General features: G+C 60.4%; 19 protein-coding genes and 1 tRNA gene. 18 read left to right on the top strand and 2 right to left on the bottom strand.

The window, feature by feature from the left end; genetic code table 11:
- The first annotated feature begins 56 nt into the window (after positions 1-56).
- From ACVWNW_RS02750 to ACVWNW_RS02735, 4 genes are all read left to right on the top strand, one after another.
- A complete protein-coding gene (locus ACVWNW_RS02750) occupies positions 57-1,883 on the top strand; it encodes an ABC transporter ATP-binding protein (protein ID WP_461196312.1) in 1,827 nt (608 codons plus the stop codon).
- Positions 1,876-3,888: an ABC transporter ATP-binding protein gene (locus ACVWNW_RS02745; protein ID WP_454482900.1), complete on the top strand. Its 2,013-nt coding sequence runs from the start codon at positions 1,876-1,878 to the stop codon at positions 3,886-3,888. Before ACVWNW_RS02750 ends, ACVWNW_RS02745 begins: the two co-directional genes overlap by 8 nt.
- A gap of 255 nt (positions 3,889-4,143) precedes the next feature.
- Positions 4,144-7,503, top strand: coding sequence for a tetratricopeptide repeat protein (locus tag ACVWNW_RS02740; RefSeq protein WP_454482898.1), 3,360 nt, complete (start codon positions 4,144-4,146; stop codon positions 7,501-7,503).
- Complete coding sequence (locus ACVWNW_RS02735; protein WP_454482896.1) at positions 7,500-10,178, top strand: glycoside hydrolase family 2 protein; 2,679 nt, start codon at positions 7,500-7,502, stop codon at positions 10,176-10,178. The genes ACVWNW_RS02740 and ACVWNW_RS02735 overlap by 4 nt, the downstream gene beginning before the upstream one ends.
- A 67-nt stretch (positions 10,179-10,245) precedes the next feature.
- Here the strand turns inward: ACVWNW_RS02735 and gdhA are convergent, their stop codons facing one another.
- Positions 10,246-11,592, bottom strand: a complete 1,347-nt coding sequence (gdhA, locus tag ACVWNW_RS02730; protein ID WP_454482894.1) for an NADP-specific glutamate dehydrogenase — start codon at positions 11,590-11,592, stop codon at positions 10,246-10,248.
- Positions 11,593-11,975: 383 nt separating this feature from the next.
- Between gdhA and ACVWNW_RS02725 the strand changes: the two genes are divergently transcribed.
- The 9 genes from ACVWNW_RS02725 to ACVWNW_RS02685 all read left to right on the top strand — a co-directional run bounded on the left by ACVWNW_RS02725 (position 11,976) and on the right by ACVWNW_RS02685 (position 17,053).
- On the top strand, positions 11,976-12,437 hold the full coding sequence (locus tag ACVWNW_RS02725) for an Hsp20/alpha crystallin family protein (RefSeq protein ID WP_046323294.1): 462 nt from the start codon (positions 11,976-11,978) through the stop codon (positions 12,435-12,437).
- A 184-nt stretch (positions 12,438-12,621) separates the two neighbouring features.
- Positions 12,622-12,840, top strand: coding sequence for a translation initiation factor IF-1 (gene infA, locus ACVWNW_RS02720; RefSeq protein WP_015022331.1), 219 nt, complete (start codon positions 12,622-12,624; stop codon positions 12,838-12,840).
- 25 nt (positions 12,841-12,865) lie between these two features.
- The gene (rpmJ, locus tag ACVWNW_RS02715) at positions 12,866-12,979 is read left to right on the top strand and encodes a 50S ribosomal protein L36 (RefSeq protein WP_015022330.1); all 114 of its coding nucleotides are present in this window, start codon (positions 12,866-12,868) and stop codon (positions 12,977-12,979) included.
- Between the two features lie 132 nt (positions 12,980-13,111).
- Complete coding sequence (gene rpsM, locus ACVWNW_RS02710; protein ID WP_015022329.1) at positions 13,112-13,489, top strand: 30S ribosomal protein S13; 378 nt, start codon at positions 13,112-13,114, stop codon at positions 13,487-13,489.
- 87 nt (positions 13,490-13,576) lie between these two features.
- Positions 13,577-13,975, top strand: coding sequence for a 30S ribosomal protein S11 (rpsK, locus tag ACVWNW_RS02705; RefSeq protein WP_015022328.1), 399 nt, complete (start codon positions 13,577-13,579; stop codon positions 13,973-13,975).
- A 75-nt stretch (positions 13,976-14,050) separates the two neighbouring features.
- Complete coding sequence (locus ACVWNW_RS02700; RefSeq protein ID WP_110425723.1) at positions 14,051-15,046, top strand: DNA-directed RNA polymerase subunit alpha; 996 nt, start codon at positions 14,051-14,053, stop codon at positions 15,044-15,046.
- Positions 15,047-15,172: 126 nt separating this feature from the next.
- Entirely contained in the window at positions 15,173-15,817 is a 645-nt protein-coding gene (gene rplQ / locus ACVWNW_RS02695; RefSeq protein ID WP_110413362.1) for a 50S ribosomal protein L17, read from the top strand.
- A 77-nt stretch (positions 15,818-15,894) separates the two neighbouring features.
- Positions 15,895-16,857, top strand: a complete 963-nt coding sequence (locus tag ACVWNW_RS02690) for a tRNA pseudouridine synthase A (protein ID WP_454482889.1) — start codon at positions 15,895-15,897, stop codon at positions 16,855-16,857.
- A 110-nt stretch (positions 16,858-16,967) separates the two neighbouring features.
- Positions 16,968-17,053: transfer RNA gene (locus ACVWNW_RS02685), tRNA-Ser, on the top strand.
- Positions 17,054-17,630: 577 nt separating this feature from the next.
- Here ACVWNW_RS02685 and ACVWNW_RS02680 read toward each other — a convergent pair.
- Complete coding sequence (locus ACVWNW_RS02680; RefSeq protein WP_198229624.1) at positions 17,631-18,443, bottom strand: hypothetical protein; 813 nt, start codon at positions 18,441-18,443, stop codon at positions 17,631-17,633.
- A gap of 140 nt (positions 18,444-18,583) precedes the next feature.
- Here ACVWNW_RS02680 and nusA point away from each other — a divergent pair, with 140 nt between their 5' ends.
- The 5 genes from nusA (at position 18,584) to ribF (ending at position 25,555) form a co-directional block, all read left to right on the top strand.
- Positions 18,584-19,642, top strand: a complete 1,059-nt coding sequence (nusA, locus tag ACVWNW_RS02675; RefSeq protein ID WP_046323291.1) for a transcription termination factor NusA — start codon at positions 18,584-18,586, stop codon at positions 19,640-19,642.
- Positions 19,643-19,825: 183 nt separating this feature from the next.
- The gene (gene infB / locus ACVWNW_RS02670; protein ID WP_454482886.1) at positions 19,826-22,600 is read left to right on the top strand and encodes a translation initiation factor IF-2; all 2,775 of its coding nucleotides are present in this window, start codon (positions 19,826-19,828) and stop codon (positions 22,598-22,600) included.
- 129 nt (positions 22,601-22,729) lie between these two features.
- On the top strand, positions 22,730-23,233 hold the full coding sequence (gene rbfA / locus ACVWNW_RS02665; protein ID WP_454483350.1) for a 30S ribosome-binding factor RbfA: 504 nt from the start codon (positions 22,730-22,732) through the stop codon (positions 23,231-23,233).
- A gap of 40 nt (positions 23,234-23,273) precedes the next feature.
- Positions 23,274-24,302: a tRNA pseudouridine(55) synthase TruB gene (gene truB / locus ACVWNW_RS02660; protein WP_454483348.1), complete on the top strand. Its 1,029-nt coding sequence runs from the start codon at positions 23,274-23,276 to the stop codon at positions 24,300-24,302.
- 119 nt (positions 24,303-24,421) lie between these two features.
- Positions 24,422-25,555, top strand: coding sequence for a bifunctional riboflavin kinase/FMN adenylyltransferase (ribF, locus tag ACVWNW_RS02655; RefSeq protein WP_454482884.1), 1,134 nt, complete (start codon positions 24,422-24,424; stop codon positions 25,553-25,555).
- The last annotated feature ends 5 nt before the right edge of the window (positions 25,556-25,560 follow it).

Raw genomic sequence — 25,560 nt, 5'->3', positions numbered from 1 at the left:
ATGTCGGTGATTGGCCGTAAAAGATAGAGAAATCAATAGAAACAGAAGAGGTCCACTTGAAGGGGTCTACGGCATCCGTGGTCAGATTGGATAAACAGGAACCAGCGCGTCCGAAGCACACCATCCGAACCATTCTGCGCTCACTGCGCGAATACCGAAAGGCCAGTTTTCTAGCTCCAGCCTTTGTCTTTCTGGAGAGCGTCCTTGAAATTGTGATTCCGACCATCATGGCCTCCCTGATCGACCAAGGAGTCTCGGGGAGGTCAATGCCGGCCATCTTCAAATTCGGGTTGATATTGCTGGCCTGCTCGGCCGTCTCCCTGTTCTCCGGGTTCATGTCCGGGCGGTATGCGGCCATCGCCTCTTCCGGCCTGGCCAAGAATGTCCGCAGCGACCTCTTCGCCAAGGTGCAGTCCTTCAGCTTCACCAACATCGACCGCTTCTCTACCGGTTCCATCATCACCAGATTGACCACCGATGTGACCAATCTGCAGAACGCCTATCAGATGGTCATCAGGGTCGGGGTCAGGGCGCCGATCATGGTCATCGTCGCCTGGCTCTTTTCTTATAAGATCTCCAGGCCCATATCCCTGGTCTTCCTGATCGCCATCCCCATCCTGGGCTTCGGGCTGATCGGTCTGTCCCTGCTGGTGCACCCCATCTTCGAGCGGGTCTTCCACACCTACGACCACCTCAACAATGTGGTGGACGAGAATCTTCAGGGCATCAGAGTGGTCAAGTCCTACAACCGGGAGGACTACGAGGAGCGCAAATTCAACGGTATTTCCTTGGCCATCTACCGGGCCTTCTGCAAGGCCGAGAGGATTATGAGCCTGAACCCGGCGCTGTTGAACTTCTGCATCTACGCCTCTCTGCTGGTCATATCCTGGATGGGCGCCTCCCAGATCGTGGCATCCGGGAACAATGCGGCCCTGGGGCTGACCACGGGCGATCTGACTGCCTTGGTCACCTATGCCATCCAGATCATGATGGCCATGAACATGGTCTCCATGATCGTGGTCATGGTCGTCATCTCCCAGGCCTCGGCGGAGCGCATTTGCCAGGTGTTGGACGAGGTCAGCACCGTGCATGATCCCGCCAAGCCGGTTATGAAGGTGGCCGACGGCTCCATCAGCTTCCAGAATGTGACCTTCCGCTACTCGGATCGGTCTGAACGTCCCGTTCTGAGCCATATCAATCTGGACGTTCCCTCGGGATCGACCCTGGGCATCGTGGGCGGGACCGGCTCCTCCAAATCCAGCCTGGTCCAGCTCATACCCCGTCTCTACGACGTGACCGAAGGGTCCCTCCAGGTGGGCGGGGTGGATGTGCGCCAGTACGACCTGACCGTCCTGCGCGACCAGGTGGCCATGGTGCTTCAGAAGAATGTCCTCTTCACCGGGACCATCGCCGAGAACCTGCGCTGGGGCAATCCTGATGCTTCGGACGAAGAGCTGGTGCGCGCCTGCACTTTGGCCCAGGCTGACGGTTTTGTGCGGGAGTTTCCCGATGGGTATCAGACCTACCTGGACGAGGGCGGCACCAACCTCTCCGGCGGCCAGCGACAGCGTCTGTGCATAGCACGGGCCCTTCTGAAGAAGCCTGACATCCTGATTCTGGATGACTCAACCAGCGCCGTGGACACCAAGACCGACCAGCTGATCCGCCGGGCCTTCAGCCAGGAGATCCCCGACACCACCAAGATCATCATCTCCCAACGCCTGGCCTCTGTGGAGGACGCCGACATGATCGTGGTCCTGGAGGAGGGCAAAATCCTCGACAAGGGCACCCACCAGGAGCTCCTGCGAACATGTCAGGAGTACCGATCCATCTACGAATCACAGACCAGGAACCAGAGCGAGGAGGACAAGGACCATGAGTGACGCATCATTCAAGGACCGCAAGCCCCGCCTGGACAAGGCCGCGCCAGGAACGACACGTCGTATCCTGAGCTACTTATTGGCCTACCGCTGGCAGCTGGTGGTGATCGTGGTCTGCATCATCATCAGCGCCGGAGCCCAGGCGGCATCGGCCTTCTTCCTCCAGCCGCTAATCGACCATTACATCCTGCCGCTGGTCGGGGCCGCCAACCCTGACTGGGGACCGCTGATGAGGACCCTGATCCTGATGGGCTGCCTCTATGCAGTGGGGACCTTCTGCTCCTGGTTCTGGAACTGGCTGATTGTCAAGGTGGAGCAGGGCACCCTGAAGACCATCCGCGACCAGATGTTCGCCCACCAGCAGGAGCTGCCCATCGGCTTCTTCGACACCCATGAGCACGGCGACACCATGAGCCGCTACACCAACGACACGGATACCCTCCGCCAGGCCATCTCCCAGTCCTTCCCGCAGATGGTCTCTTCGGTGCTGTCCGCCCTGGCAGCCCTGATCTCCATGCTCTGGCTCTCCATTCCCTTCACCGTCCTGACCCTGGTCTTCGCGGCGGTCCTGATTGTGGTGGTCCGGGTTCTGGTCACCCGAAGCGGCCGATACTTCGTTCACCAGCAGCGCTATCTGGGCCAGGTGAACGCCTTCGTTGAAGAGGCCGTCAACGGGCAGAAGGTCATCAAGGTCTTCAACCACGAGAATGCCACCGCCAAGGTCTTCGAGGCTCGGAATGAGGAGCTCTTCCAGGCCTCGGCCCAGGCCAATACCTATGGCAACGTCACCATGCCGGTCGTGGGCAACATGGGCTACCTGCTCTATGTCATCCTGGCCATCGTGGGCGGGCTGGCCGGCATCGCGGGCATGGGCAACGTAGGACTGACCGGGGCAGGGCCGCTGACCCTGGGAACCATCGTCTCCCTTCTGACTCTATCCCGCTCCTTCATCAACCCCATCGGCCAGGTCTCCATGCAGTTCAACATGGTCATGATGGCCCTGGCCGGCGCCTCGCGTATCTTCGACCTGATGGACCAGCCTGTTGAATCAGACCAAGGTACGGTCAGATTGGTCAGCGTCGAACTGGCCTCGGACGGCCGGACCATGACCCCAGTCGACCACGAAACAGGGCACTGGGCCTGGAAGCGCGAGGCCGACGACGATGGCAGGCGCTCGCTGGAGGCCGCCATGAAGCTTCCCGGCGATGCCCGAGATGTGGCCCTGAAGGCCAAGGATCAGGCAATCACCTCTCCTGATGGGCGATACACCCTCTTGCAAGGGGATGTGCGATTCACGGACGTCAGCTTCGGGTATGACCCGAGCAAGCCTGTCCTGCACGACATCACCTGGTTCGCCAAGCCTGGACAGAAGGTTGCTCTGGTCGGGGCCACTGGTGCTGGCAAGACCACGATCACCAACCTGATCAACCGCTTCTACGACATCCAACAGGGGCAGATCCTCTATGACGGGATCGATGTGAGGAACATCCGCAAGCCTGACCTCCGCCGTTCCCTGGGCATCGTCCTTCAGGACGTCAACCTCTTCACCGGCACAGTCCTGGACAACATCCGCTACGGACGTTTGGATGCCACTGACCAGGAGTGCATCGAAGCCGCCAAAATGACCAACGCTGACAGCTTTATCCGCATGCTTCCCCAGGGCTACCAGACCGTTCTCGAGGGGGATGGAAGCGGATTGTCACAAGGTCAGCGTCAGCTGATCTCCATTGCCAGGGCGGCTGTGGCCGATCCTCCGGCCATGATCCTGGACGAAGCCACTTCCTCAATCGACACCAGGACCGAGGAGGTGGTCCAGCAGGGCATGGACGCGCTGATGCGCGGCAGGACGGTCTTCGTCATTGCCCATAGGCTCTCCACGGTTCGCAACTCTGATGTGATCATGGTCCTGGACCATGGGCGAATCATCGAGCGTGGCAATCACAATGAGCTGATAGCCAAGCATGGCGAGTACTACCAGCTCTACACCGGATCCTTGGAACTGGAGTAGGGCTCTCCAGGATTGCCAAAGGCATGATCCAGCATTAAGCGACCCTAGTGTAGGGGGTAGGTCCGCGATGGGCCGACCCCTTTCCTGTATATGCATTCGACCATTTTCTGCAGTCGTCCCGAGTTCGACAAGTGCTGGCCTAGTAGCAATTTTTTAATATTTTTAAACAATTTATACAGTTCCGAGGGCCAATTCCGACTATAGACTGAGAGCAAATATATACAGTTTTGCTGAGCAGACAAGGGGCTGATGACCATGGGCGTCACAGTAAAGGTCGAAAAGCTTACAATTCCCACCTACGGGATCGGAAAACCGGACAAGAATCCGCAATTTATCGAAAATCGAGTCTATCAGGGCTCTTCGGGACGGGTCTATCCTTACCCGGTCATCGAGACCATCTCGGATGAATGCAAGGATCAGGACTACAAGGCGGTCATCCTGGAGAATGAATACCTGGAGGTGACCGTCCTGCCTGAGCTGGGCGGACGCATTCAGTATGCTCGGGACAAGACCAACGACTATGACTTCGTCTACCGCAACCGGGTCATCAAACCTGCTCTGGTAGGCCTGACCGGCCCTTGGATTTCCGGGGGCATCGAGTTCAACTGGCCGCAGCACCACCGGCCCAGTACCTTCCTTCCGGTGGACTGTACGCTGAAGGATCTGCCGGACGGGGGCAAGGCGGTGGTCTGCCACGATACCGACCGCATCTACGGCACCCAGGTCACCACCACCATCGCCCTGCATCCCGGGGTTAGCGTCATTGAAATCTCGGCCCGGCTCTACAACGGCACGCCCCTGCCCCAATCCTTCCTCTGGTGGGCCAACCCTGCCGTGGCGGTCAACGAGCACACCAGGACCGTCATGCCACCCGATGTCACTGCAGTCATGGACCATGGCAAACGCGACGTCTCCCGCTATCCGATCGCCACGGGAACCTACTACAAGCACGACTACTCCCAAGGAGTGGACATCAGCCGTTACAAGAATGTGCCGGTACCGACCTCATATATGGCGGCGCATTCTGACTATGACTTCGTTGGAGGCTACGATTTCTCCCGGCAGGCGGGCATTCTGCATGTGGCTGACCATCACATCTCGCCAGGCAAAAAGCAGTGGACCTGGGGCTGCGGGGACTTCGGCCACGCCTGGGATCGCAATCTGACCGACGCCGATGGCCCCTACGTGGAGCTGATGACTGGGGTCTTCACCGACAACCAGCCTGACTTCACCTGGCTCAAGCCATACGAGGGCAAGACCTTCACCCAGTACTTCATGCCCTACAAACAGGTTGGGCTGGTCAAGAACGCCAGCGTGGATGCGGCCCTGAACCTGGAAGTCGGCCCCGAGCAGACCTTCGGAGCTGCCGGCGAGCATGAGGGTATCGAGGCCCAGGGGCTGAAGGCCGGGCAAGGGCGAGTCGCCGTCTACGCCACACGGGTTCAAAAGGATGCATGCGTCCAGGTTGCTGCCGATGACGGATCCATCCTTTACCGGTGGCAGGGCACCCTTGGACCCGACAATCAAGTCAGGGCCGAATTCGAGACAGGCAATCGTCCGGCTACTTCATTGACGGCTCGAGTGGAGGACGCTCAAGGACGGCTCCTGGTCAGCTATCGTCCGCAGCCACACGCCGGAGGCAAGATTCCCGAGCCGGCGCAGGCCGCCGATCAGCCGGAACGTATCGCCACCAACGAGGAGCTGCTGCTGACCGGACTGCACCTGGAACAGTACCGCCATGCCACCTACAGGCCTGATCCTTACTACCTGGAGGGGCTCAAGCGTGACCCCGGTGATGCACGCATCAACAACGCCTACGGTCGACTTCTGCTTCGACGCGGCGACTTCGCCGGAGCCGAGCAGCACTTCCGCACAGCCATCAAGCGGTTGACCTGGCGCAACAGTCAGCCTTACGACTCCGAGGCCCACTACAATCTGGGTCTCGCCTTGAGCTATCAAGGACGAACGGATGAGGCCTATGATGCCTTCTACAAGGCCACCTGGGACGATGCCCAAAAGGAAGGGGCCTTCTTCTGCCTGTCCTGCATCGCTGCATGTCGCGGCCAGTTGGAGCAGGCATTGGACTTCGTCCAGCGCTCTTTGACCCGCAATACCGACAACATCAGGGCTCGTGGGCTCAAGGCCTATCTGCTGCGTCGGCTGGGCAGGCAGGATCAGGCGGACCAAGTGGTGCGCGAGAACCTGGCCCTGGATCGGTTCGACTTCGTATCCGGATACGAGCGGGTCTTGGTAGGCGGTGATCCGGACGAGCTGTTCAAACTGATGCGCGGGGATTACCTCAACCTCCTGCGAGCGGCCCGTGGCTACGCGGCATTCGGCGCCTATGAGGAGGCGCTGCAGCTGCTGGGCCAGGCCGATCAGCATCAGCCCATGGTCCGGTACTATCAAGGCTGGTATCTGCACCTGCTTGGGAGGAAGGATCAGGCTCTTGAAGCCTTCCAAGCCGCCGAGGCCGCGCCTTCGGACTACTGCTTCCCCAATTCCCTGGATGATATAGCTCCCTTGCGGATGGCCATGGACACGGTCGATGGTCCCAAGGCAGCCTATTATCTGGGCTGTCTCTACTACGACAAGTCTCTGACGGACCGGGCCATCGAGCTTTGGGAGCATTCGCGGCAACTGGATCCCGACTTCGCCACGGTCCACCGCAACCTGGCCATCGCCTATGGCAACAAGCGACACGATTGGCAGGCCGCCGACCGGGAAATCGAGACCGCCTGCCGGTTGGATCCCGAAGATGCCCGGGTCTTTCTGGAGCGGGATCAGCTGCATAGGCTGATGGGCTGGAGCTTTGCCCGTCGGCTGACGGAATTTGCAAAGCATCCGGAGGTTGTGGCCCGCAGGGACGATCTCTATATTGAATACCTGAGCCTGCTCAACCAGACTGGCGGCTACGAACGGGCCTATCAGCTCATGAGCAGCCGGCGCTTCCATCCCTGGGAGGGCGGTGAGGGCAAAATCACCGCCCAATACCGAATCTCGCTGAAGCTAATGGCCAAGGATGCCATGGCGGCCCAGGACTGGGACCGTGCTGCGGACCTGCTGGAACGAGCCATGACCTATCCGGAGAACCTGGGCGAAGGCAAACTGGAAGGTCAGAAGGACAACGATCTTCACTACTATCTGGGGCTGGCCAGACGAGCAGCAGGAGACAAGGATGCTGCGGATCAGGAGTTCCGTCTGGCCTGCCTGGGCTCCGGGCAGGTGGGGGAGTCGCTCTACTACAACGACCAGCCTGCTGAGATGGTCCTTTTCCAGGGGCTGGCCCACCAGGCTCTTGGCGAGCAGGGTCCGGCCAACGCCTGCTACTACCGGCTGCTGGACTTTGGCGAGCAGCATTTGGACGATCATGTGGAGAAGGACTACTTCGCAGTCTCCCTTCCCGACTTCCTGACCTTTGATGCGGACTATACCCGTATGAACCGGGTTCATTGCCTCTACCTGATGGCACTGGCACGCATCGGCATGGGGCAGATCGACCAGGCTCGGGAGTGCCTGAAGCGGGTGCTGGAACTGGATGCCGGCCATATTCAGGCCGGGTTGTTCACTGATGAATTGGACCACAGGGCAATTCTTACCGGGAGGAAAGCATGACCAGGGTTGCATTGACTGGAGCCTGGCGGGTTCAGTCCCCATCTGAGCTGCAGGGAACCGTCCTGTTGCCGGGTACGCTGGACACCAACGGACTCGGACACGATGATCAGGAGCTGTCTGATGACTATGGCAGCGGCAAGCCCGGCCCTATCGGCTCTCGGCTGACCAGGCGGCACACCTTTGAGGGGACGGTCAGGCTGTCCCGACAAATCAGATGGTCTCCACAGCCGGGCCGAAGGGTCTTCTTCGAGGTGGAGCGCGCTCGCCGCCTGGAGGTCAGGGTGGGAGAACGCCTGGTCGAGCCCTATCGTCCTCAGACCTTGAATACGCCGCATGTCTTCGAGCTGACCGGACTGCTGACGGGCAATGACCTGCTGCAGGTGGATTCCGACAACGCCTACCAGGGCATGCCTCACGACGCCATTGTGGATTCCTCGACCGCCACTGACCACACCCAGACCAACTGGAACGGGCTTCTGGGAAACATTGGTCTGCGTGTGGAGGAGGACACTTTTGTAGATAGCATTCGTGCCTACCCCCATGGCGATGCGCTGACCGTAGAGGCTGATGTGGATTCGCGCCAAGGATTCCATGGTCGTTTGAGACTCTCTTCCGATGCACTGGCCCAGCCGCTGGAGGTCGCTGCAGACCTGGAACCTGGGCGGCGAACACTGACCTGGCCCGATCTTCCGCTTGATGCCCATGCGGATCGCTGGGACGAATACCAGGGCTGTCTGCATGGCATGGCAATCGAGCTCCTGCCGCCAGACGGATCCAGGGTGCTCTCGCGGGTAAGTACGGACTTCGGCATCCGTGACTTCGCAGCCGATGAGCAGGGGAGACTGGCTCTGAACGGCAGGGCCTTCTTCCTGCGAGGCGAGGCCAATTGCGCTGAGTTTCCGCAGACCGGCTTCCCGCCCATGGACGTGGGCTCCTGGATTCGTATTCTGGAGGCCTACCGGTCATACGGAGTGAATGTAGTCCGTTTCCACTCGCACTGCCCGCCCGAGGCAGCCTTCATCGCCGCGGACCGGATGGGGATGATGATGCAGCCCGAGCTCTCCCACTGGGACTACCATCATGCCTTCCAGGAGGATGTGAGTTACCGCTACTATCGCACCGAACTGGAGCAGACGCTGCTCTTCCTGGCCAACCATCCCTCCTTTGTCATGCTCACCCTGGGCAACGAGCTGTCTGCGGATGCGACCGGCCACCAGCGCATGGCTCAGCTGATTGAGGATGCACGAGGCATTGACGACACCCGGCTCTATGCCAATTCCTCCAATCCGCACTATGGCCAGCTGGGCAGTGACGACTGCAACGAGGTCTATACCTCCGAGTCCTACAAGGGCCACGACCTGCGCTGCTGCTTCGCCAATATGCGCGGATCCACCAACGCTGCCCATCCGGGAACTGTACACAATTTCCAGGACTCCATGCAGGCAGTCCGCAAAGAGTGCAAGGTGCCGGTCTATGGATTCGAGGTCGGCCAGTATGAAGTGCTGCCAGACTTCCGAGAGATTGAGGAGTTCACCGGAGTCACCCGTCCTGACAATTACGCAATGATCCGTGACAGGGTCCGTGAATCTGGCCTGGACCAGCGCACCTGGCTGGAATGGGTGGCCGCTACAGGCGAACTGTCGCAGATCTGCTACCGGGAGGAGGTGGAGTCCGTCCTGCGAACCCCTTCCATGTCGGGACTTTCGCTGCTGGGTCTGCAGGACTTTCCCGGACAGGGCACGGCTCTGGTGGGCATGATGGATGCCCATCTGCACCCCAAGCGATTTCCCTTCGCCCGTCCTGAACGCTTCCGGTCCTTCTTCACCGACCAGTTGCCGCTGGCAGTCATGGATCGCTATGCCTATACCAGCCGGGAGAAGCTCTCAGGGACGGTCAAAGTGGCCAACTACGGCCGACGCACGCTGCAGGGTGATCTTCGGCTGCAGTTGCAAGGCCAGGGGGTTGATCTGGAGCGTGTCTTCCCTCAGATTACCTGTCCGGTGGGCAAGCTGACCGATCTTGGAGCCTTCGAACTGCCTCTGGATGGCGTTGAAGGCAACCAACGCTGCCGTCTGAGTTTGGAGATCGACGGCGTGACCAATGTCTATCCGGTCTGGGTCTACCGGGACAGCAAGCCTGAACGGCCAGGCGGTCTGTACGAGGCCAGGAGGTTTGACCAACAGGCGCGTCGGATCCTGGACCAGGGAGGCACAGTCTATCTGAGTCCTGACTCCACGGCCCAGTCCCTACCCAGATCCGTGCAGGCCCATTTCTCCACGGACTTCTGGTCAGTGGGGACATTCAAGGACCAGAGCGGCACCATGGGGCAATTCATTCAAGCCGACCACCCTATTTTTGTCGATTTCCCGACCGACTCGCATACTGACTGGCAGTGGTGGCCCATGGCCACCCAGCGGGCCATCATCCTGCCTGAGCGCTACCGATCCATCATCACTGAGATGGACAGCTACGCCTACCTGCGGCCCATGACACAGCTGCTGGAATGCCGTTGCGGTAAGGGCCGGCTTCTGCTCTCCTCCATGGGCCTGCAGAATCTGACCGAGTATCCGGAGGCTCAGGCCCTTCAGACCAGCATCTATCGGTATCTGGGCTCCAAGGACTTCAACCCGCGTCAGAGTATTGATCCCGAGGTCATCGACCAGCTGGTCGCCTAAGTTAGGGGTCCGACCTGCAATTTCAGCGGGTCGGACCCCTTATGTTCAAATGGTCTAAGTCCTATTCTCAGAGGATGCCTTGGGCCACCATGGCATCGGCCACCTTGGTGAAGCCGGCCACATTGGCGCCCAGCATCAGGTCGCCCTCATGCCCGTATTCCTTGGAGGCCTGGTAGGACTTTTGGAAGATTCCAGTCATGATGTCCTTGAGCCGCTGGTCCACCTCGTCGAAGGTCCACTGCAGGCGCAGCGAGTTCTGGCTCATCTCCAGACCGGAGACTGCGACGCCGCCGGCATTGGCGGCCTTGGCAGGTCCGTAGAGCACCTTGTTGTCCTGATAGACCTGGATGGCTTCGGGGGTGGATGGCATGTTGGAGCCCTCGCAGACTACGGTGCATCCGTTGGCGACTAGGGTCTTTGCGGATTCCTCGTCGATTTCGTTCTGTGTTGCGCTGGGCAGGGCGATGTCGCAGGGCACGGTCCAAACACCCTTGCAGCCCTCGTGGTACTGAGCGGAGTTTACGCGGTCTGCATACTCGCGAATTCGGCCGCGGTGACCCAGCTTGATGTCCTTGACGACGTCGAGGTCAATTCCGTTGGGATCGTAGACGTATCCGTTGGAGTCGGATGCCGTCACCACCTTGGCGCCCAGTTGTTGGGCTTTTTCGATGGCGAAGATGGCCACATTGCCCGAGCCGGAGATGACGACGGTCTTACCCTGGAAGGAATCCTTGCGCAGCGTCTGCAGGGCCTCCTGGGTGTAGTAGCACAGGCCATAGCCTGTGGCCTCGGTCCTGGCCAGGGAGCCGCCGAAGGTCAGGTCCTTGCCGGTCAGCACGCCCGAGTACTCGTCGCGCATTCTCTTGTACTGACCGAACAGGTAGCCGATCTCGCGGGATCCCACGTTGATGTCGCCGGCGGGCACGTCGGTGAACTGCCCGATGTGGCGCTGCAACTCAGTCATGAAGGCCTGGCAGAAGCGCATGACCTCGGCATCCGAGCGGCCCTTGGGGTCGAAGTCGGATCCGCCCTTGGCACCGCCCATGGGCAGTCCGGTCAGCGAATTCTTCAGGATCTGCTCGAAGCCCAGGAACTTGATGACCGACTCGGTCACGGTCGGGTGGAAGCGTAGGCCGCCCTTGTAGGGACCGATTGCTGAATTGAATTGGATCCGGTAACCGCGGTTGACCTGAACATGGCCCTGATCGTCGGTCCAGGCCACACGGAACTTGACTGCACGCTCAGGCTCGACCAGGCGCTCCAGCACGCCGTTGGCCTCATACTCGGGATGCCGCTCCACCACGGGCTCCAGGCTGGAGAAGACTTCACGCACAGCCTGCAGGAATTCCGGCTGGTCGCCGTCGCGCTTCTCAACCTGCTGGTATACGCGCTTGATGTATTCGTTGGTGAGCATCTGAGCTCCTTTGACTAGGAATGGCCGGTCCGTCCGGTCCACATACGATTGGGTCCGCCCTCAAGAGCCTACGGGGGCTGGCGGAATCTTATCCTATGGTAAATGCCCCAAAGTTACGTCACAAGAATTGTGGCCCGTAATGTCTAACATGTGGTCATTCAAGGCCCGAAGAATGAGAGAACAAAGAAGAGTAATCAAGTCCGCTAGCAAAAGTTGAGTCTCCGCGACTCAACTTTTATTCCTTGGGTGAACATCGGGCATGGAACCCGGGGCCCGTGGTTTGGACAAAGTGAAGGGCAGGGAGCCCGGGAGGACAGGACAGGATGTCCGTCTGGGGTTCCGGTCCGCAGAAACGATGACTTAGAGAATCAGGAGATGCGATTATGGCTATGTTTCCCGCATTGATGAACAATTCGATCTTCGGCGACTTCTTCGATGATCCCTTCTTCAACAACTGGCGTGACGGGCGTCGGCAGGGTCAGAGCGCCAAGAACGCGCTGAACAGCCCCTTGATGAACACGGATGTGCGTGAGAAAGACGGGCAGTACCAGCTCTCCATCGACATGCCTGGCTTTGACAAGAAGGACATCGGCCTGCGTCTTGAGGACGGCTACCTGATTGTATCCGCGCAGAAGAACAGCGACCAGGGCGACAAGGACGATCAGGGCCGTTGGATTCGGCGCGAGCGTTACACAGGGTCCTGCTCCCGCAGCTTCTATGTGGGCGACAAGGTACGCCAGGAGGACATCCATGCTCACTACGCCAATGGCACCCTCGAGGTGACCCTGCCCAAGACCAGCATCGAGCCGGCTGACAACACGCAGAACATCGCCATTGAGGACTGAGGGATTCGGGTCCTTATCGGACCGTCTGAACGACTGCTATACTGATTGAGCGACAGCCGTTCGGACGGCCCTTTTGTCGTGTCAACACGCTATTGCCCAATTTTGGGTCCATCAATGCTATACTTACCATTTGGCGTGTCTTTCGGCGCGCCGTGTAACCGGCCGAGGATCGGATAGAAGGCTTATGGCAAAAGATGGTGTGATCGAGGTGGAAGGGCGTGTGGTCGAGGCCCTCCCGAATGCGATGTTCCGCGTCGAGCTCGAGAACAAGCACCTGGTGCTGGCCACCATTTCCGGCAAGATGCGCAAGAATTACATCCGCATTCTGCCCCAGGATCGGGTGGTGCTCGAAATGAGTCCCTATGATCTGAACCGCGGACGGATTACGTACCGGTACAAGTAACAAGGTACACAAGCAAAGGAAAACCATGAAGGTCAGCCCTAGTGTGAAGAGAATCTGCGAGAACTGCCGCGTGATTCGTCGTCACGGCCGCGTCATGGTGATCTGCAAAAACCCACGCCACAAGCAGCGCCAGGGCTGAGCGGATTCCCAGCGGCAACGAACACCAAAGGCGCTGAGTCACAGCCGATAGGCTGAACCCCGGGTGCGCAGGCCCGGGCCGGGAGACCGGAAGACTCGGTGCACGACCTGCGTAGAGCAAAAAGGAATCGCAATGGCACGTCTTGCCGGAGTCGACATCCCCAACGAGAAGCGCATAGAGATAGCCCTCACCTACATCTTCGGTGTGGGGCGTACTCGCGCCAAGGAAACACTTGCCGCGACCGGAGTGAATCCGGACACCCGCGTCAAGGATCTCACGGACGAGCAGCTCATTACGCTGCGTGATTACCTCGAGGGAAACTACAAGATCGAGGGTGATCTGCGTCGTGAGATCGACGCTGATATTCGCCGTAAGATCCAAATCAATTGCTATCAGGGCCAGCGCCACCGCCGGGGTCTGCCCGTGCGCGGCCAGCGGACCAAGACCAACGCCCGCACCCGCAAGGGACCCAAGCGCACTGTCGCCGGAAAGAAGAAGGCGACCAAGTAAGGCTGAATGCGAAGCGGGGATGAGGGTCCCCGATGGTTCGCACTAGCAATTAGTTATTCGTTATTCGTGACAAGGAAACGAGGATCAATGGCAGCAGCAAAGCAGGCCGCGCGCAAGCCTCGTCGTCGGGATCGCAAGTCGGTTCCGGTCGGGCAGGCGCATATCAAGTCAACATTCAACAACACCATCATCTCCATCACCGATCCTTCCGGTGCTGTAGTGGCCTGGGCTTCGGGCGGCGACGTAGGCTTCAAGGGCTCCCGCAAGTCCACTCCTTACGCAGCGGGCATGGCCGCTGAATCCGCAGCCCGCAAGGCCATGGAGCATGGGGTCAAGAAGGTGGATGTCTTCGTCAAGGGCCCGGGTTCGGGCCGTGAGACCGCCATCCGCTCCCTGCAGTCCGCAGGCCTGGAGGTCGGTTCCATCTCGGATGTGACCCCACAGGCACACAATGGCGTTCGTCCTCCCAAGCGCCGTCGCGTCTGAGCACTAGAAAACCCATGAATCCACCCGCGAAGACCGGTGAGTGCACCACCGGTCGGAGCTGAAAGGATAGCAACAGTGCTTATTGCACAGCGTCCGACTCTTACTGAAGAAGTCGTCAATGCCCAGCGCTCCCGTTTCACCATCGAGCCCTTGGAGCCGGGATTCGGGTACACTCTGGGCAATTCCCTGCGTCGTACCCTGCTGAGTTCCATACCCGGTGCGGCTGTGACCTCGGTCCGCATCTCGGGTGCCCTGCACGAGTTCACCACGCTGCCCGGTGTGGAGGAGGACGTCACTGAGATCCTGCTCAACATCAAAGGCATCGTGCTGACCAGCGAATACGACGAGCCTGTGGTCATGTATTTGCGCAAGAGCGGCAAGGGTGAGGCCACAGCCGGGGATATCACCCCGCCGGCAGGCGTCACCGTGGCCAATCCTGATCTGCATATCGCGACCTTGGCCGAGGATGGCGAGTTGGAGATCGAGTTTACGGTGGAGCGTGGGCGTGGATACGTCCAGGCCCAGCTCAACAAGCAGGACAACGATGAGATCGGCCGCATCCCGGTTGATTCCATTTATTCTCCTGTGCTCAAGGTCAGCTACAAGGTCGAGGCCACCCGTGTCGAGCAGCGCACGGATTTCGACAAGCTGATCCTGGATGTGGAGACCAAGCCGGCTATTTCGCCGCGTGATGCAGTGGCGTCCGCTGGGTCGACCCTGGTCGAGCTCTTCGGCCTCTGCCGCGAGCTCAACACTCAGGCCGAGGGCGTAGAGGTTGGGCCCGAGCCTGAGGTGGAAGAAGCTGATCCGCAAATGTCCGTGCCGATTGAGGACCTGAACCTGACGCAGCGTTCCTACAACTGCCTCAAGCGCGAAGGAATCCACACCATCGGCGAGCTGGTCTCGCATACCGAGCAGGATCTGCTGGACATCCGCAACTTCGGCATGAAGTCCATCGACGAGGTCAAGGAGAAGCTTGAGGGCATGGGGCTGTCGCTGAAGGCCTCACCGCTGGGCTTCGACACTAATAATCTCGAGGGAGGCACCTTCTTCTCGCCTGACGACGAGTGAGGGATTGCAGCCTTCGTATGAGCGGGCGAGGGGGAAGGGTTCCGTCGCCTGCTGACAGAAATTCCGGGAAGTCGGATGTTCGGGCGTATGCCCACCTGTCCTCCCGGGCCGTAAGGAGATAATCCAATGCCAAAACCTAGCAAGGGCCCACGTCTGGCCTCCAGCCCGGCGCATGAGCGGTTGATGCTGGCCAACATGGCCACCAGCCTCTTCGCCAACGGCCGCATCACGACCACCCTACCCAAGGCCAAGCGCCTGCGTCCGCTGGCTGAGCGGCTGATCACCTTCGCCAAGCGCGGGGATCTGCCTGCCCGCCGCCGCGTCATGCGCGTCATCCGCGACAAGTCTGTGGTCCATATCTTGTTCACGCAGATCGCTGAGCAAATGCAGCAGCGTGAGGGTGGCTACACCCGAATCACCAAGATAGCGCCCCGCCGTGGAGACAACTCCCCGCAGGCCGTGATCGAGCTGGTCACCGAGCCTCTGTCTGCCAAGAAGGCCGTGGTCAAGGAGGCTGAGTCCGCAGCCAAGGTGGCCGCCAAGGACGACAACGCCGAGGTGGCTGCCGCCACCGATGCTGCCGTTGCCGAAGGCGCTGCCAAGGATGCTGTCGACCAGGCCGTCGAGGCCAATGAGTCCGATCAGGATGTGGCCCAGGCCGACCAGGCTGCTGAGGATCTGGAGCAGACCGCTGACAAGGCGGATCAGGCAGCAGCCCAGGCTGAGGAAGACGCCGACGTGGCTGAGGATGCCGAGAAGGCCGCCGAGTAATCGGTCTTTGTTCTGATGACGGGGTCGGGGAGCATGGCTCTCCGGCCCCGTTTGTCATAGGTGCCAGGGAGGTCTCGATGGAGCATCAGGAAAAGAACATGTCCCTTGTCAGGCTGCGCATGGATCTGGCTTACGACGGCGGCGGCTTCCACGGTTGGGCCCGGCAGCCTGGGCTTCGCACGGTCCAAGGCTGCATCGAGCATGCCCTGTCTCTGATAACTGGAGCCCGCAAATCAGATGGCGAGGTTTCCCATAGTCAAGTCGTCTGGGAACCAAGGCTGGTCGTGGCTGGCAGGACCGACACTGGGGTCCACGCATCTCATCAGGTGGCGCACCTGGACATTCCTGAAGTTGTGCTCGAGGCCTGCGAGGGACATATGGGGGTTGATGGTGTTTTGGCCCTGGAACGCCGTCTCCGCCACCTGTTGCCTGCTGACATCGTGCTGCTAGGGCTCCGAGCTGCTCCCATGGGTTTCGATGCCCGCTTCTCTGCCTTGGAACGCACTTACCTGTATCGGGTCAGCCAGGGGGGTCGGCCGGGGGATCCACGCATGCGGGGTTATGTGCTGGACCTGGAGGGGAGCCTGGATCTGGAAGCTATGAACGAGGCTGCAGTGGAGTGCATCGGCTTGCATGACTTCGGATCCTTCGCCAGGCCAAACCCTGGGGGCACGACCATCCGCAAGGTCAAGGCAGCACACTGGGACCTGGTTCCGACCGTGAATCTGTTCGGTGTTGAACCGGAGCAGAGTGCCGTCGGATACCTTCCGCCCTTCATGGAGTCCGGGCTGACCGTCTTCCGGATCGTAGCCGATGCATTTGCCCATAACATGGTCCGCTCGTTGGTCGCGGCCTGCATTCAGGTGGGCCTGGGGCGCCGGTCCGTGCAATGGTTTGCCGACAAGATTGCCCACCCCTTGCGTGAAGGTTCCACTGGTCCCATAGCTGCTCGGGGCCTGACCCTGGAGCAAGTAGCCTACCCGCCTGATGACCAGCTTGCTGAACGAGCGCAGGCCATCCGTGCCCGCCGTACACTGTGACGCACCGGGCTGTTTTGTAGCGACCGTTGACTGCGCCACGCCGTTTGCCAGGTAGGGACTCTGTGGCATAATAGAAAAGTTGTTGTTCGGCAGTGTCGGGCAACGACCATGGTTGAGTGTCCGAGCGGTCTAAGGAGCACGCCTCGAAAGCGTGTGAGGGCAACTCCCTCCGCGAGTTCGAATCTCGCCTCAACCGCCCCCATTGGCCCTGACCTGACGGTTGGGGCCTTTTGTATGTAAATACTGTTGCCGCATTCCCAAGTTGCAGCGGCTAACCCGTGGAGTTGGGTTTCGTTATTGTCGCTGATATGCAGTCCATGGAAGATTGGTTTTGCATGATAACTGAGCATGGCAACCGGTGGATTGGTTGATTCTCAGCTGGAATTGGTCTTCCTTATACCTGCGTTGGCTATTCGGACTGACATGGCTCTGATTCTTGATCTTAGGCAGATAAAAGACCGTCCAATGCAGAAGGCGATGCGATGGTCAACACCGGGTCGCCTCCTGCATTGCACGGGTTCATACCCCCCGCGTTCCTATGGAATGCTCCTATGGAACACGTTCTATAATATCACTGTCTGAACCGATGTCGCCACCGCAAAGTTTCGTGAAATCTGTAGATAAGTACTAATTGATTTGTTTGCTTGATGATCTTTGATCGCGATTGGTCAGGTTTTGGTCATGCATGGGCAGGGATTGCTTGCATATACGAATGCGGAAACTTATGAGTGAACGATCGGCGGAACCGGCAGGTCGATGGTCCGCCTTTGCCGCTAGTGCTTTGGTGTCTGCAACAGGGCTGACGATGTGGCAGGGTAGCCGAGGTTCATGGCCATGGACAAGTGGGCTACAACCATGTCGATCAGGGCAGATGTGGCCTCTTGGTGGCTTTTCGCGTTCTGGCTGACATCAGTTCGTATGGTGCCTGCGGAGCCGTTCAGTTTTCTCCCCACGGCCAGAAGGGACCGGGCCGTATCCATTTCAATCAGGGCAGGAGTAGGAGTCTGTATTCCGTTGGCAGGGTCGGTGGACTCGTCGGGGTGCGCCAGCAGATCAGTGGTGGGATAGACTCCCTGCCTGGGATCGTGCTTGGAGTGACCGGCCAGAATCTGGGCGGCTGCAGTGTGCGCATCGGCTAGGGTCAGCATCCATGCGGCATCGGTCTTGCGGGCCGCGAGGACCGAGAGTTCGAATCCGGAACGGTCTTCGCCTGTGATGGCCTGATCGGCCAATTCGACGGGCAGCGCCTTGGCCAGCGGATCCAACCGCTGTGCAGCCTGGACCAGTCTGAGTGTAGCCGTTTGACGATTGGTCTGCCCGCCCTGGGAGGCCGTCAAAGCCTGGGCTGCGTGCACTGTGGCTTCATCCAGCCTGGCAGGGCATTCGCGGGCCGCTTGGGTCCAGGCCTGGGCTCGGTTGTCTGACTGATTCTTGTGAAGCTGTTCCGACTGCCGAGCTCGCGTCCATGCCTGTTCGCAGGCAGTGGGGCGGAGATTATCGGGATCGTGCTGACTGACATGCACCGCTGAAGGTGCGCATCCTGATAGGGTGACAGCCAGCAGAAGTACTGCGATGCCGGTCCTCATCCGTCGTGCTAGAATCGACGGCCGATGACTCGCCCACCCGTGGTATTCAAGAACCGGCAGTGTCTGCATGAAAGGCTAGAATAGTAGGCATTGCAGACTAAAAGAAGCGCAGTCTGAATAACTTCATAGGAGGTCTTGACATGGAACTGGACCTGGCTGAAATTCATCAGCTGGCACACGAACAAGGGATTGATGCCGAGACCTTGGATCAAGCACTGAGCGAGGCTCTTCTTCTGGCTTATCAGAAGTCGCCTCACGCAGCAAAACATGCACGGGTGGAGCTTGACGAACGTGCGGGGACTTTCACCATCTGGGCACAGGACGAGATCGCTCGAGAACCCACGCCTGAAGAGCCCGAACCGGGATACGACCTGGGTGAGGAATACGACGACACACCAAAGGACTTTGATCGGCTGGCGGCCTCCACCGCCCGCCAGGTCATCCGCCAGCTCTTCCGTGAGGCCGATGATGAGCGAGTCTTCGGAGCTTTCTCGGGTCAGAAGGGTCACCTGATCACCGGAATCGTGCAGCAGGATGCCAGTGACCCCGGCAATGTGCATGTGGCCGTGGATAATGTCGAGGCCATTCTGCCCCGCCGCGAGCAGGTGCCTGGAGAGCATTACCGGCATGGCCAGCGGATCCGCGTCTACGTGGTCAATGTCTCCCGTGGGCTCAAGGGGCCGGAAATCATCGTGTCGCGTTCCCATCCGGAGCTGGTTCGCCGTCTCTTTGAGCGGGAGGTGCCTGAGCTGGTTTCCGGTGCAGTCTCCATCATGGCCATCGCCCGTGAGGCCGGGGCCAGAACCAAGATTGCGGTCCGGGCCAACAGCAAGGGAGTCAATCCCAAGGGTGCGCTGATCGGTCCTGGCGGCGCTCGCGTTCGTGCCGTCATGGAGAATCTGGGCCCCGAGAAGATCGACATTGTGGACTGGTCCAAGGATCCTGCTGAATTCGTGGCTGCTGCCCTGTCTCCAGCTGTGGTCCGCCAAGTGCAGATCGTCAGCGAGTCCAACCGTACGGCCATTGCCTTCATCAAGGATGCCCAGCTCTCTCTGGCAATTGGCAAAGAAGGGCAGAACGCCCGTTTGGCTGCCAAGCTGACGGGCTGGAAGATCGGCATCGAGTCCGAGGAGACCCACCAGCAAAAATTGCGTGAGCTGCAGGCGCAATCGCCTTCGGCTGCTGGTGAAGACGCATGAAAGCAAACATCCGAGGACGCGAGTATGCTGGACCCGGTATCCCGAGTCCGGTGGTTCATGCCGTCGGCCCCGGCACAGAGACGAGGTAACACGATCATGGTCGCACGATGAGACAGGATATGTTCGCCGTCATGAAAGAGTGATCGCGCCGGTCATATGCGCGGTCCGGTAAGGAGAAAGTAAGTGCCCAAAGCACGCGTGTATGAGCTGGCCAAGGAATTTGGCGTAGACAGCAAGACTGTTCTGGCGAAATTGAAGGACATGGGCGAGTTCGTCAAGTCCGCATCCTCCACTGTCGAGGCCCCTGTGGTTCGTCGACTCAAGAATGCTTTCCCTCAGAAGGGTCAGGGCGACGCTGGCCAGGCCGTTGCACGAAATGCCCGCCCCGGCAGCCCTAATCATGGAAGCGGCCAGGGTCAGCATGGCCGCTCGCAGTCCGGCGGCACCAAGCAGCAATCCACACCTGGGCCCAAGCCCGGACAGAACCGTCGGCCCTCGGCTGGTGTCGACACGCCACGGGGTCAGCAGCGTCCCAGTGGCCACTTCCCCAAGCCTGGTGCCCCCCACGGTAACCGCAACGAGCATGAGCAGCGCAACCAGTCCCGTGGGCCCAAGCCCTCAGCCATGGGCAAGCCCGGCCCCCAGGGTTCGCACAACAACGGTCGTTCCGGCGGTTCCGGGGCTTCGCCAGCACGTCATGGCGCACGTCCGGGAGCATCCACGCCTCGTCCGGGCAACAATCCTTTCAGCCGCAAGCAGGGGATGAAGGCCCCCATGCCTTCAGACATTCCTAGGCCGCACCCCATGGCCAGGCCTACCGTCAACGACTCACGCAGAGGCCGGGGCGGATTCCGCAACGGTCGTGGCGGTCGTACCGGACAGGGTGCCCGTCCAGGGCAGTGGGGCCATAGCCGTCCAGGCCAGCAGACCCACCAAGGTGGCGGCAGCCGTTTCGGTGGCGCTTCGTCAGCACCCTCAGGTGGCTTCCGCGGCGGTTCAGGCCGTGGTGGTCGCGGTCGCGGCGGTGCTGCTGGAGCTTTCGGTCGCCAAGGAGGCAAGTCCTCCAAGGCTCGCAAGAACCGGATGGCGAAGAGGCATGAGTTCCAGGAGATGAAAGCACCCGTCATCGGCGGTGTGCGCATCCCCGCAGGGAACGGTCGTACCGTTCAGCTTCGTCAGGGCGCTACCCTGGCTGATCTGGCCGACAAGATCAACGTCAACCCTGCTGCCTTGGTCACGGTGCTCTTCCACCTGGGCGAGATGGCCACGGCCACCCAGTCCCTGGATGAGGCCACTTTCCAGATCCTGGGCGACGAGATCGGATGGAAGATCCGCATCGTCTCCGCCGAAGAGGAGGACAAGGAGCTTCTTCAGCAGTTCGACATCAACCTGGACGAAGAACGTGAGGACCAGGATGACAAGAACCTGCAGCCCAGGCCTCCGGTGGTCACGGTCATGGGCCATGTCGACCACGGCAAGACCCGGCTGCTGGACACCATCCGCAAGACCAACACGACCACCCAGGAGGCTGGCGGCATCACCCAGCGCATCGGGGCCTACCAAGCCACGGTCACCCTGGACGGTGAGGATCGCAAGATCACCTTCCTGGATACCCCTGGCCACGAGGCCTTTACGGCAATGCGTGCCCGTGGTGCCGAGCTGACCGATGTGGCTGTCCTGGTGGTAGCCGCGGACGACGGCGTTATGCCGCAGACCGTCGAGGCCATCAATCACGCCCAGGCAGCTCATGTGCCCATTGTGGTGGCTGTCAACAAGATTGATGTCGAGGGAGCCAATCCCCAGAAGGTGCGCGGTCAGCTGACCGAGTTCGGCCTGGTATCCGAAGAGTATGGTGGCGACACCATGTTCGTCGACATCTCTGCCAAGCTGGGCACCAATGTGGACAAGCTCCTGGAGGCTGTCCTGCTGACTGCCGATGCCGACCTTGACCTTCGGGCCAACCCCGACATGGACGCCCGCGGCGCCACAATCGAGGCCCGTCTGGACAAGGGCCGTGGAGCTGTGGCCACTGTGCTGGTCCAGCAGGGGACCCTGCATGTGGGCGACGCCATTGTGGCTGGATCGGCCTATGGCCGTGTGCGTGCCATGCTGGACGAGAACGGTCGGCAGATGGATGCTGCAGGCCCCTCCACCCCCGTCCAGGTTCTGGGGCTTACCTCGGTGCCTACCGCCGGCGACCTCTTCCTTGTTGCGCCCGACGATCGCACCGCTCGTCAGATCGCCGAGAAGCGCGAGGCTTCGGCCCGCGCCGCTCAGCTGGCCAAGCGCCGCAAGGTGGTCTCCTTGGAGAGCCTGAAGGAGCAGTTCGCCAAGTCCGAGGTGGACATGCTCAACATCGTCATCAAGGGCGACTCTTCCGGCTCGGTCGAGGCGCTGGAGGACTCCTTGATGAAGATCGAAGTCTCCGACGAGGTCGGGATTCAGGTCATCCACCGGGGCGTGGGCGCCATCACCCAGAACGACGTCAACCTGGCTACGGTCGACAAGGCCGTCATCATCGGCTTCAACGTCAGGCCCAACAGGCAGGTCCAGGAGCTGGCCGACCGCGAGGGCGTGGAGATCAAGTACTACTCGGTCATCTACAACGCCATCGAGGACATCGAGGCCGCGCTCAAGGGCATGCTCAAGCCGGAGTACGAGGAGGTCACCACCTCCCACTCGGAGATCCGCGAGATCTTCCGCTCCTCCAAGTTCGGCAACATCGCAGGCGTCATGGTTCAGGACGGCACCGTCAAGCGGGGCACCAAGGCACGAATCGCCCGCAATGGGGTGGTCACTATCAACGACCTGGAGATCTCCTCCCTGCGCCGGTTCAAGGACGACGTCAACGAGGTGTCCGAAGGCTACGAGGCTGGCATCAACCTGGGCTCCTTCAACGACATCGAGGTGGGCGACATCATCGAGACCTACGAGATGCAGGAAGTGGAACGTAAGTAGAGCCTGTTGACCATCCGACCACATGTCGGAGGGTCCGTGGCAATCCGCCCCGGTCTGGGTACTCCCTGGCCGGGGCGGATGTCCATGAATGCGACGATTGGTCATGGACGGTTCGAGAAAGGAATCATGATGGCTGGAAATCCCCGCGCTGTACGCATAGCGGCCCTGATACAACGGGTCGTAGCCTCTGCGCTGGAGTCCCAGATGCACGACAAGCGCCTGGCAGGGGTCACCGTCACTGAGGTTCGGGTCACCAACGATTTGCAGATAGCCAAAATCTATTGGACCCAGCTGGGTCGGTCGGGCCATGAGGCCGGGGAGCGCAAGCGCGCCCAGCAAGCTCTGCGGCAGGCCTCGGGCAGGCTGCGCACCCTGGTCGGTGCTCGGGCCGGTCTGCGGCTGACGCCTACGCTGCGCTTCATCTACGATGAGGTGCCTGCCGAGGCGACCGAGATTGAGGATGTGCTGACTGTTGCTCGTCAGCGGGACGAGGCCATGGCCAAAGCCCGGGTCAATGCCAGCTATGCGGGCGACCCTGATCCATACAGGCATGACGATGAGGAAGAGACCGATGAGTCGGACTCCGTCACTGATGAACCTGCGGCAGAGGGTGCGGATGAAACCGACCGCTGAAGGCATCGGTGGGGCAGAGGCTTCCGAGTCATCGGATGGTATGGAGTCCGGCACCGGTGAACCGACCTCGGGCATCATCCTTGTCGATAAGCCGAGCGGTGTGACCAGCCATGACGTGGTGGCTGCAGTTCGTTCTGGCCTTGGCATGCGTCGCGTAGGCCATGCAGGAACCCTGGATCCCATGGCTACTGGTCTGCTGGTCATAGGGTTCGGCCAGGCCACGCGCCTGCTGACGGTCATCGTCGGCCATGATAAAACCTATAGAGCCACTGTTCGCCTGGGACTGGCTACCACCACGGACGACGCGGACGGTGATTTGCTGCCGGTGCGTCCTGGAGCTGCGCAGAGGGTGGATGATCTGACAGCCCCGGATCTGCAGGATCTGATTGATCGCTGTTTCACCGGCTGGATTGACCAGGTGCCTGATGCATTCTCTGCCATCAAGGTCAAGGGCAAGCGAGCCTATGATCTGGCTCGCGCAGGCCAGGAGGTCAAGCTGGAGCCCCGACGCATTCGGATTGCATCCTTCAATCTGCTTGACTTTCGCCGTGTGGCTTTGCCCGATCAGGGAGTCAAGGTGGTCGATGTGGATGTTGAGGTGTCCTGCTCCAGCGGCACCTACATCCGCGCCCTGGCTCGTGATTTGGGCGAACGCCTGGATCTGGGCGGTCACTTGACGGCCCTAAGAAGGATTCGTGTGGGTCCATTCGACTTGGAGGATTCCGACCTGGCATCCAGGGTTCTGGGCGGTCATGTGGTCCCTCACACCTACCGGAACCGCCAAGGTCAGACGGTTGTTCGCAGTCGCATGGTCCTGGACCGCGACCGGCAGGCGATGTTGGATGGCTCGCTTGACCTGGCGCAGGCGGCACGCATGAGCATGCCTGTCCTGAACCTGGATGCCGACCAGGCCGTCAGAGTCTCCAACGGCGGATTCTTGGATCTGCCTGTCACTGGGCCCACAGCTGCCCTGGCAGGGCCTCAGGGCGAGCAGCGGCTGGCTGCTATCCTGGCGCCCGGTTCACGAGGCGGGGCCAAGCCGGATGTGGTCTTCCACCCCGAGGCCTGAGTGCGTAGGTTCGTGTTTAGCTCCAGGGTCTTGCCAGGGTGCGACGGTGGGAATACAGTGCTTAAGGAATTTTCGGTGCCCGGGTTCGGGGGCCGCCATGACTAAGTGATGGGAAGCGGATGAAGGTCAGCCAGGTCAGCCCGAACGAGTCGGGCATTGTCAGGTGGCCGGGAACCTTGGGGGCCCGGTCCAGCGTGGTCACCATCGGTGTCTTCGATGGTATGCACCGGGGTCATCAGGCCCTACTGCGCCGGGTGGTCGAGCTCGCTGCCAAGAATCAGGATCGGCCCATGGCCCTGGTCTTCGACCCAAGTCCCAAACTGGTTCATAGCTACGCTGACGGCCATGACATGACCGAACCGCCCCTGGACCTGATTCGCCATGACCCTGATCAGATCATGCCTCTGGAGGAGCGCCTGAGGCTGATGGCCCAGATGGGGCTGGATCAGGTTGTGGTGGTCCGATACACGCTGGCCTTTGCTGCCAAGTCCTATCGATTCTTCCTCAAGCAGCTTACCGAACAGCTGGCCATGCGAACGCTGGTTCTGGGTAGCGATGCGCAGATGGGCGCAGGGCGGGTCGGTGATATCAAGGCGATTGGCGATCTGGCGGACACGGGACTGTTCAACCTGGAAGTAGTGGACGACCAGGGACCCGGCGACTGCACCCTGCCTGACGCTGACGGCCTGGAGCGACGTCGTGTACGAGCCTGGAGCAGTTCCCACCTTCGGCAGTTGATCCTGGATGGTGATGTGGATGCGGCCCTGGATATTCTGGGTCGGCCGCACATGGTTCAAGGCACAGTGGTCCATGGGGAGCAGCGGGGTCGCCGCTTGGGATTCCCGACTGCCAATCTTGCTCCCGACAGCCAGGGGATGATGCCCGCAGATGGAGTCTATGCAGGCTGGCTGGTTGACCTGGGTCTGCCTACGGATCCTATGGCGACGCCGGAGGGACGGGAGGGGCGGCTGGCTCAGGGCTCGCCCTGGCGGATGCCTGCCGCCATCTCCATCGGCACCAAGGAGACCTTCCTGGCTCCTGGCCAGAAAATGCCAAGAATCCTGGAGGCCAATGCCGTCCGGCCGGATTGGGTGGACCTGTACGGCCATTGGGTCCGGGTGGAATTCCTCAGCCGTCTGCGCAGTCAGAAACGGTATGCGGGCGAGGAGCCCCTCAAACGACAGTTGGCCCTGGATGCCGATCGCACCCTGGAGCTGACCAAAGCAGCAGGAAGAGTGTTTTCCGTCAACTGAAGACT

It is taken from the genome of Bifidobacterium sp. JNUCC 75 (assembly GCF_054819865.1).
Note: the sequence above shows the minus strand (reverse complement) of the source record. Positions and strands in the feature narration are given on the sequence as shown.

Excerpts from the sequence above, each read along its gene's own strand:
- ACVWNW_RS02745 (WP_454482900.1), top strand. The coding sequence starts at position 1,876 with ATGAGTGACGCATCATTCAAGGACCGCAAGCCCCGCCTGGACAAGGCC.
- ribF (WP_454482884.1), top strand. The coding sequence starts at position 24,422 with ATGAAGGTCAGCCAGGTCAGCCCGAACGAGTCGGGCATTGTCAGGTGG.
- ACVWNW_RS02740 (WP_454482898.1), top strand. The coding sequence starts at position 4,144 with ATGGGCGTCACAGTAAAGGTCGAAAAGCTTACAATTCCCACCTACGGG.
- rpmJ (WP_015022330.1), top strand. The coding sequence starts at position 12,866 with ATGAAGGTCAGCCCTAGTGTGAAGAGAATCTGCGAGAACTGCCGCGTG.
- infA (WP_015022331.1), top strand. The coding sequence starts at position 12,622 with ATGGCAAAAGATGGTGTGATCGAGGTGGAAGGGCGTGTGGTCGAGGCC.
- ACVWNW_RS02690 (WP_454482889.1), top strand. The coding sequence starts at position 15,895 with ATGGAGCATCAGGAAAAGAACATGTCCCTTGTCAGGCTGCGCATGGAT.
- rpsM (WP_015022329.1), top strand. The coding sequence starts at position 13,112 with ATGGCACGTCTTGCCGGAGTCGACATCCCCAACGAGAAGCGCATAGAG.
- ACVWNW_RS02735 (WP_454482896.1), top strand. The coding sequence starts at position 7,500 with ATGACCAGGGTTGCATTGACTGGAGCCTGGCGGGTTCAGTCCCCATCT.
- truB (WP_454483348.1), top strand. The coding sequence starts at position 23,274 with ATGGAGTCCGGCACCGGTGAACCGACCTCGGGCATCATCCTTGTCGAT.
- rpsK (WP_015022328.1), top strand. The coding sequence starts at position 13,577 with ATGGCAGCAGCAAAGCAGGCCGCGCGCAAGCCTCGTCGTCGGGATCGC.
- ACVWNW_RS02680 (WP_198229624.1), bottom strand. The coding sequence starts at position 18,443 with ATGAGGACCGGCATCGCAGTACTTCTGCTGGCTGTCACCCTATCAGGA.
- rplQ (WP_110413362.1), top strand. The coding sequence starts at position 15,173 with ATGCCAAAACCTAGCAAGGGCCCACGTCTGGCCTCCAGCCCGGCGCAT.
- rbfA (WP_454483350.1), top strand. The coding sequence starts at position 22,730 with ATGGCTGGAAATCCCCGCGCTGTACGCATAGCGGCCCTGATACAACGG.
- nusA (WP_046323291.1), top strand. The coding sequence starts at position 18,584 with ATGGAACTGGACCTGGCTGAAATTCATCAGCTGGCACACGAACAAGGG.
- gdhA (WP_454482894.1), bottom strand. The coding sequence starts at position 11,592 with ATGCTCACCAACGAATACATCAAGCGCGTATACCAGCAGGTTGAGAAG.
- ACVWNW_RS02725 (WP_046323294.1), top strand. The coding sequence starts at position 11,976 with ATGGCTATGTTTCCCGCATTGATGAACAATTCGATCTTCGGCGACTTC.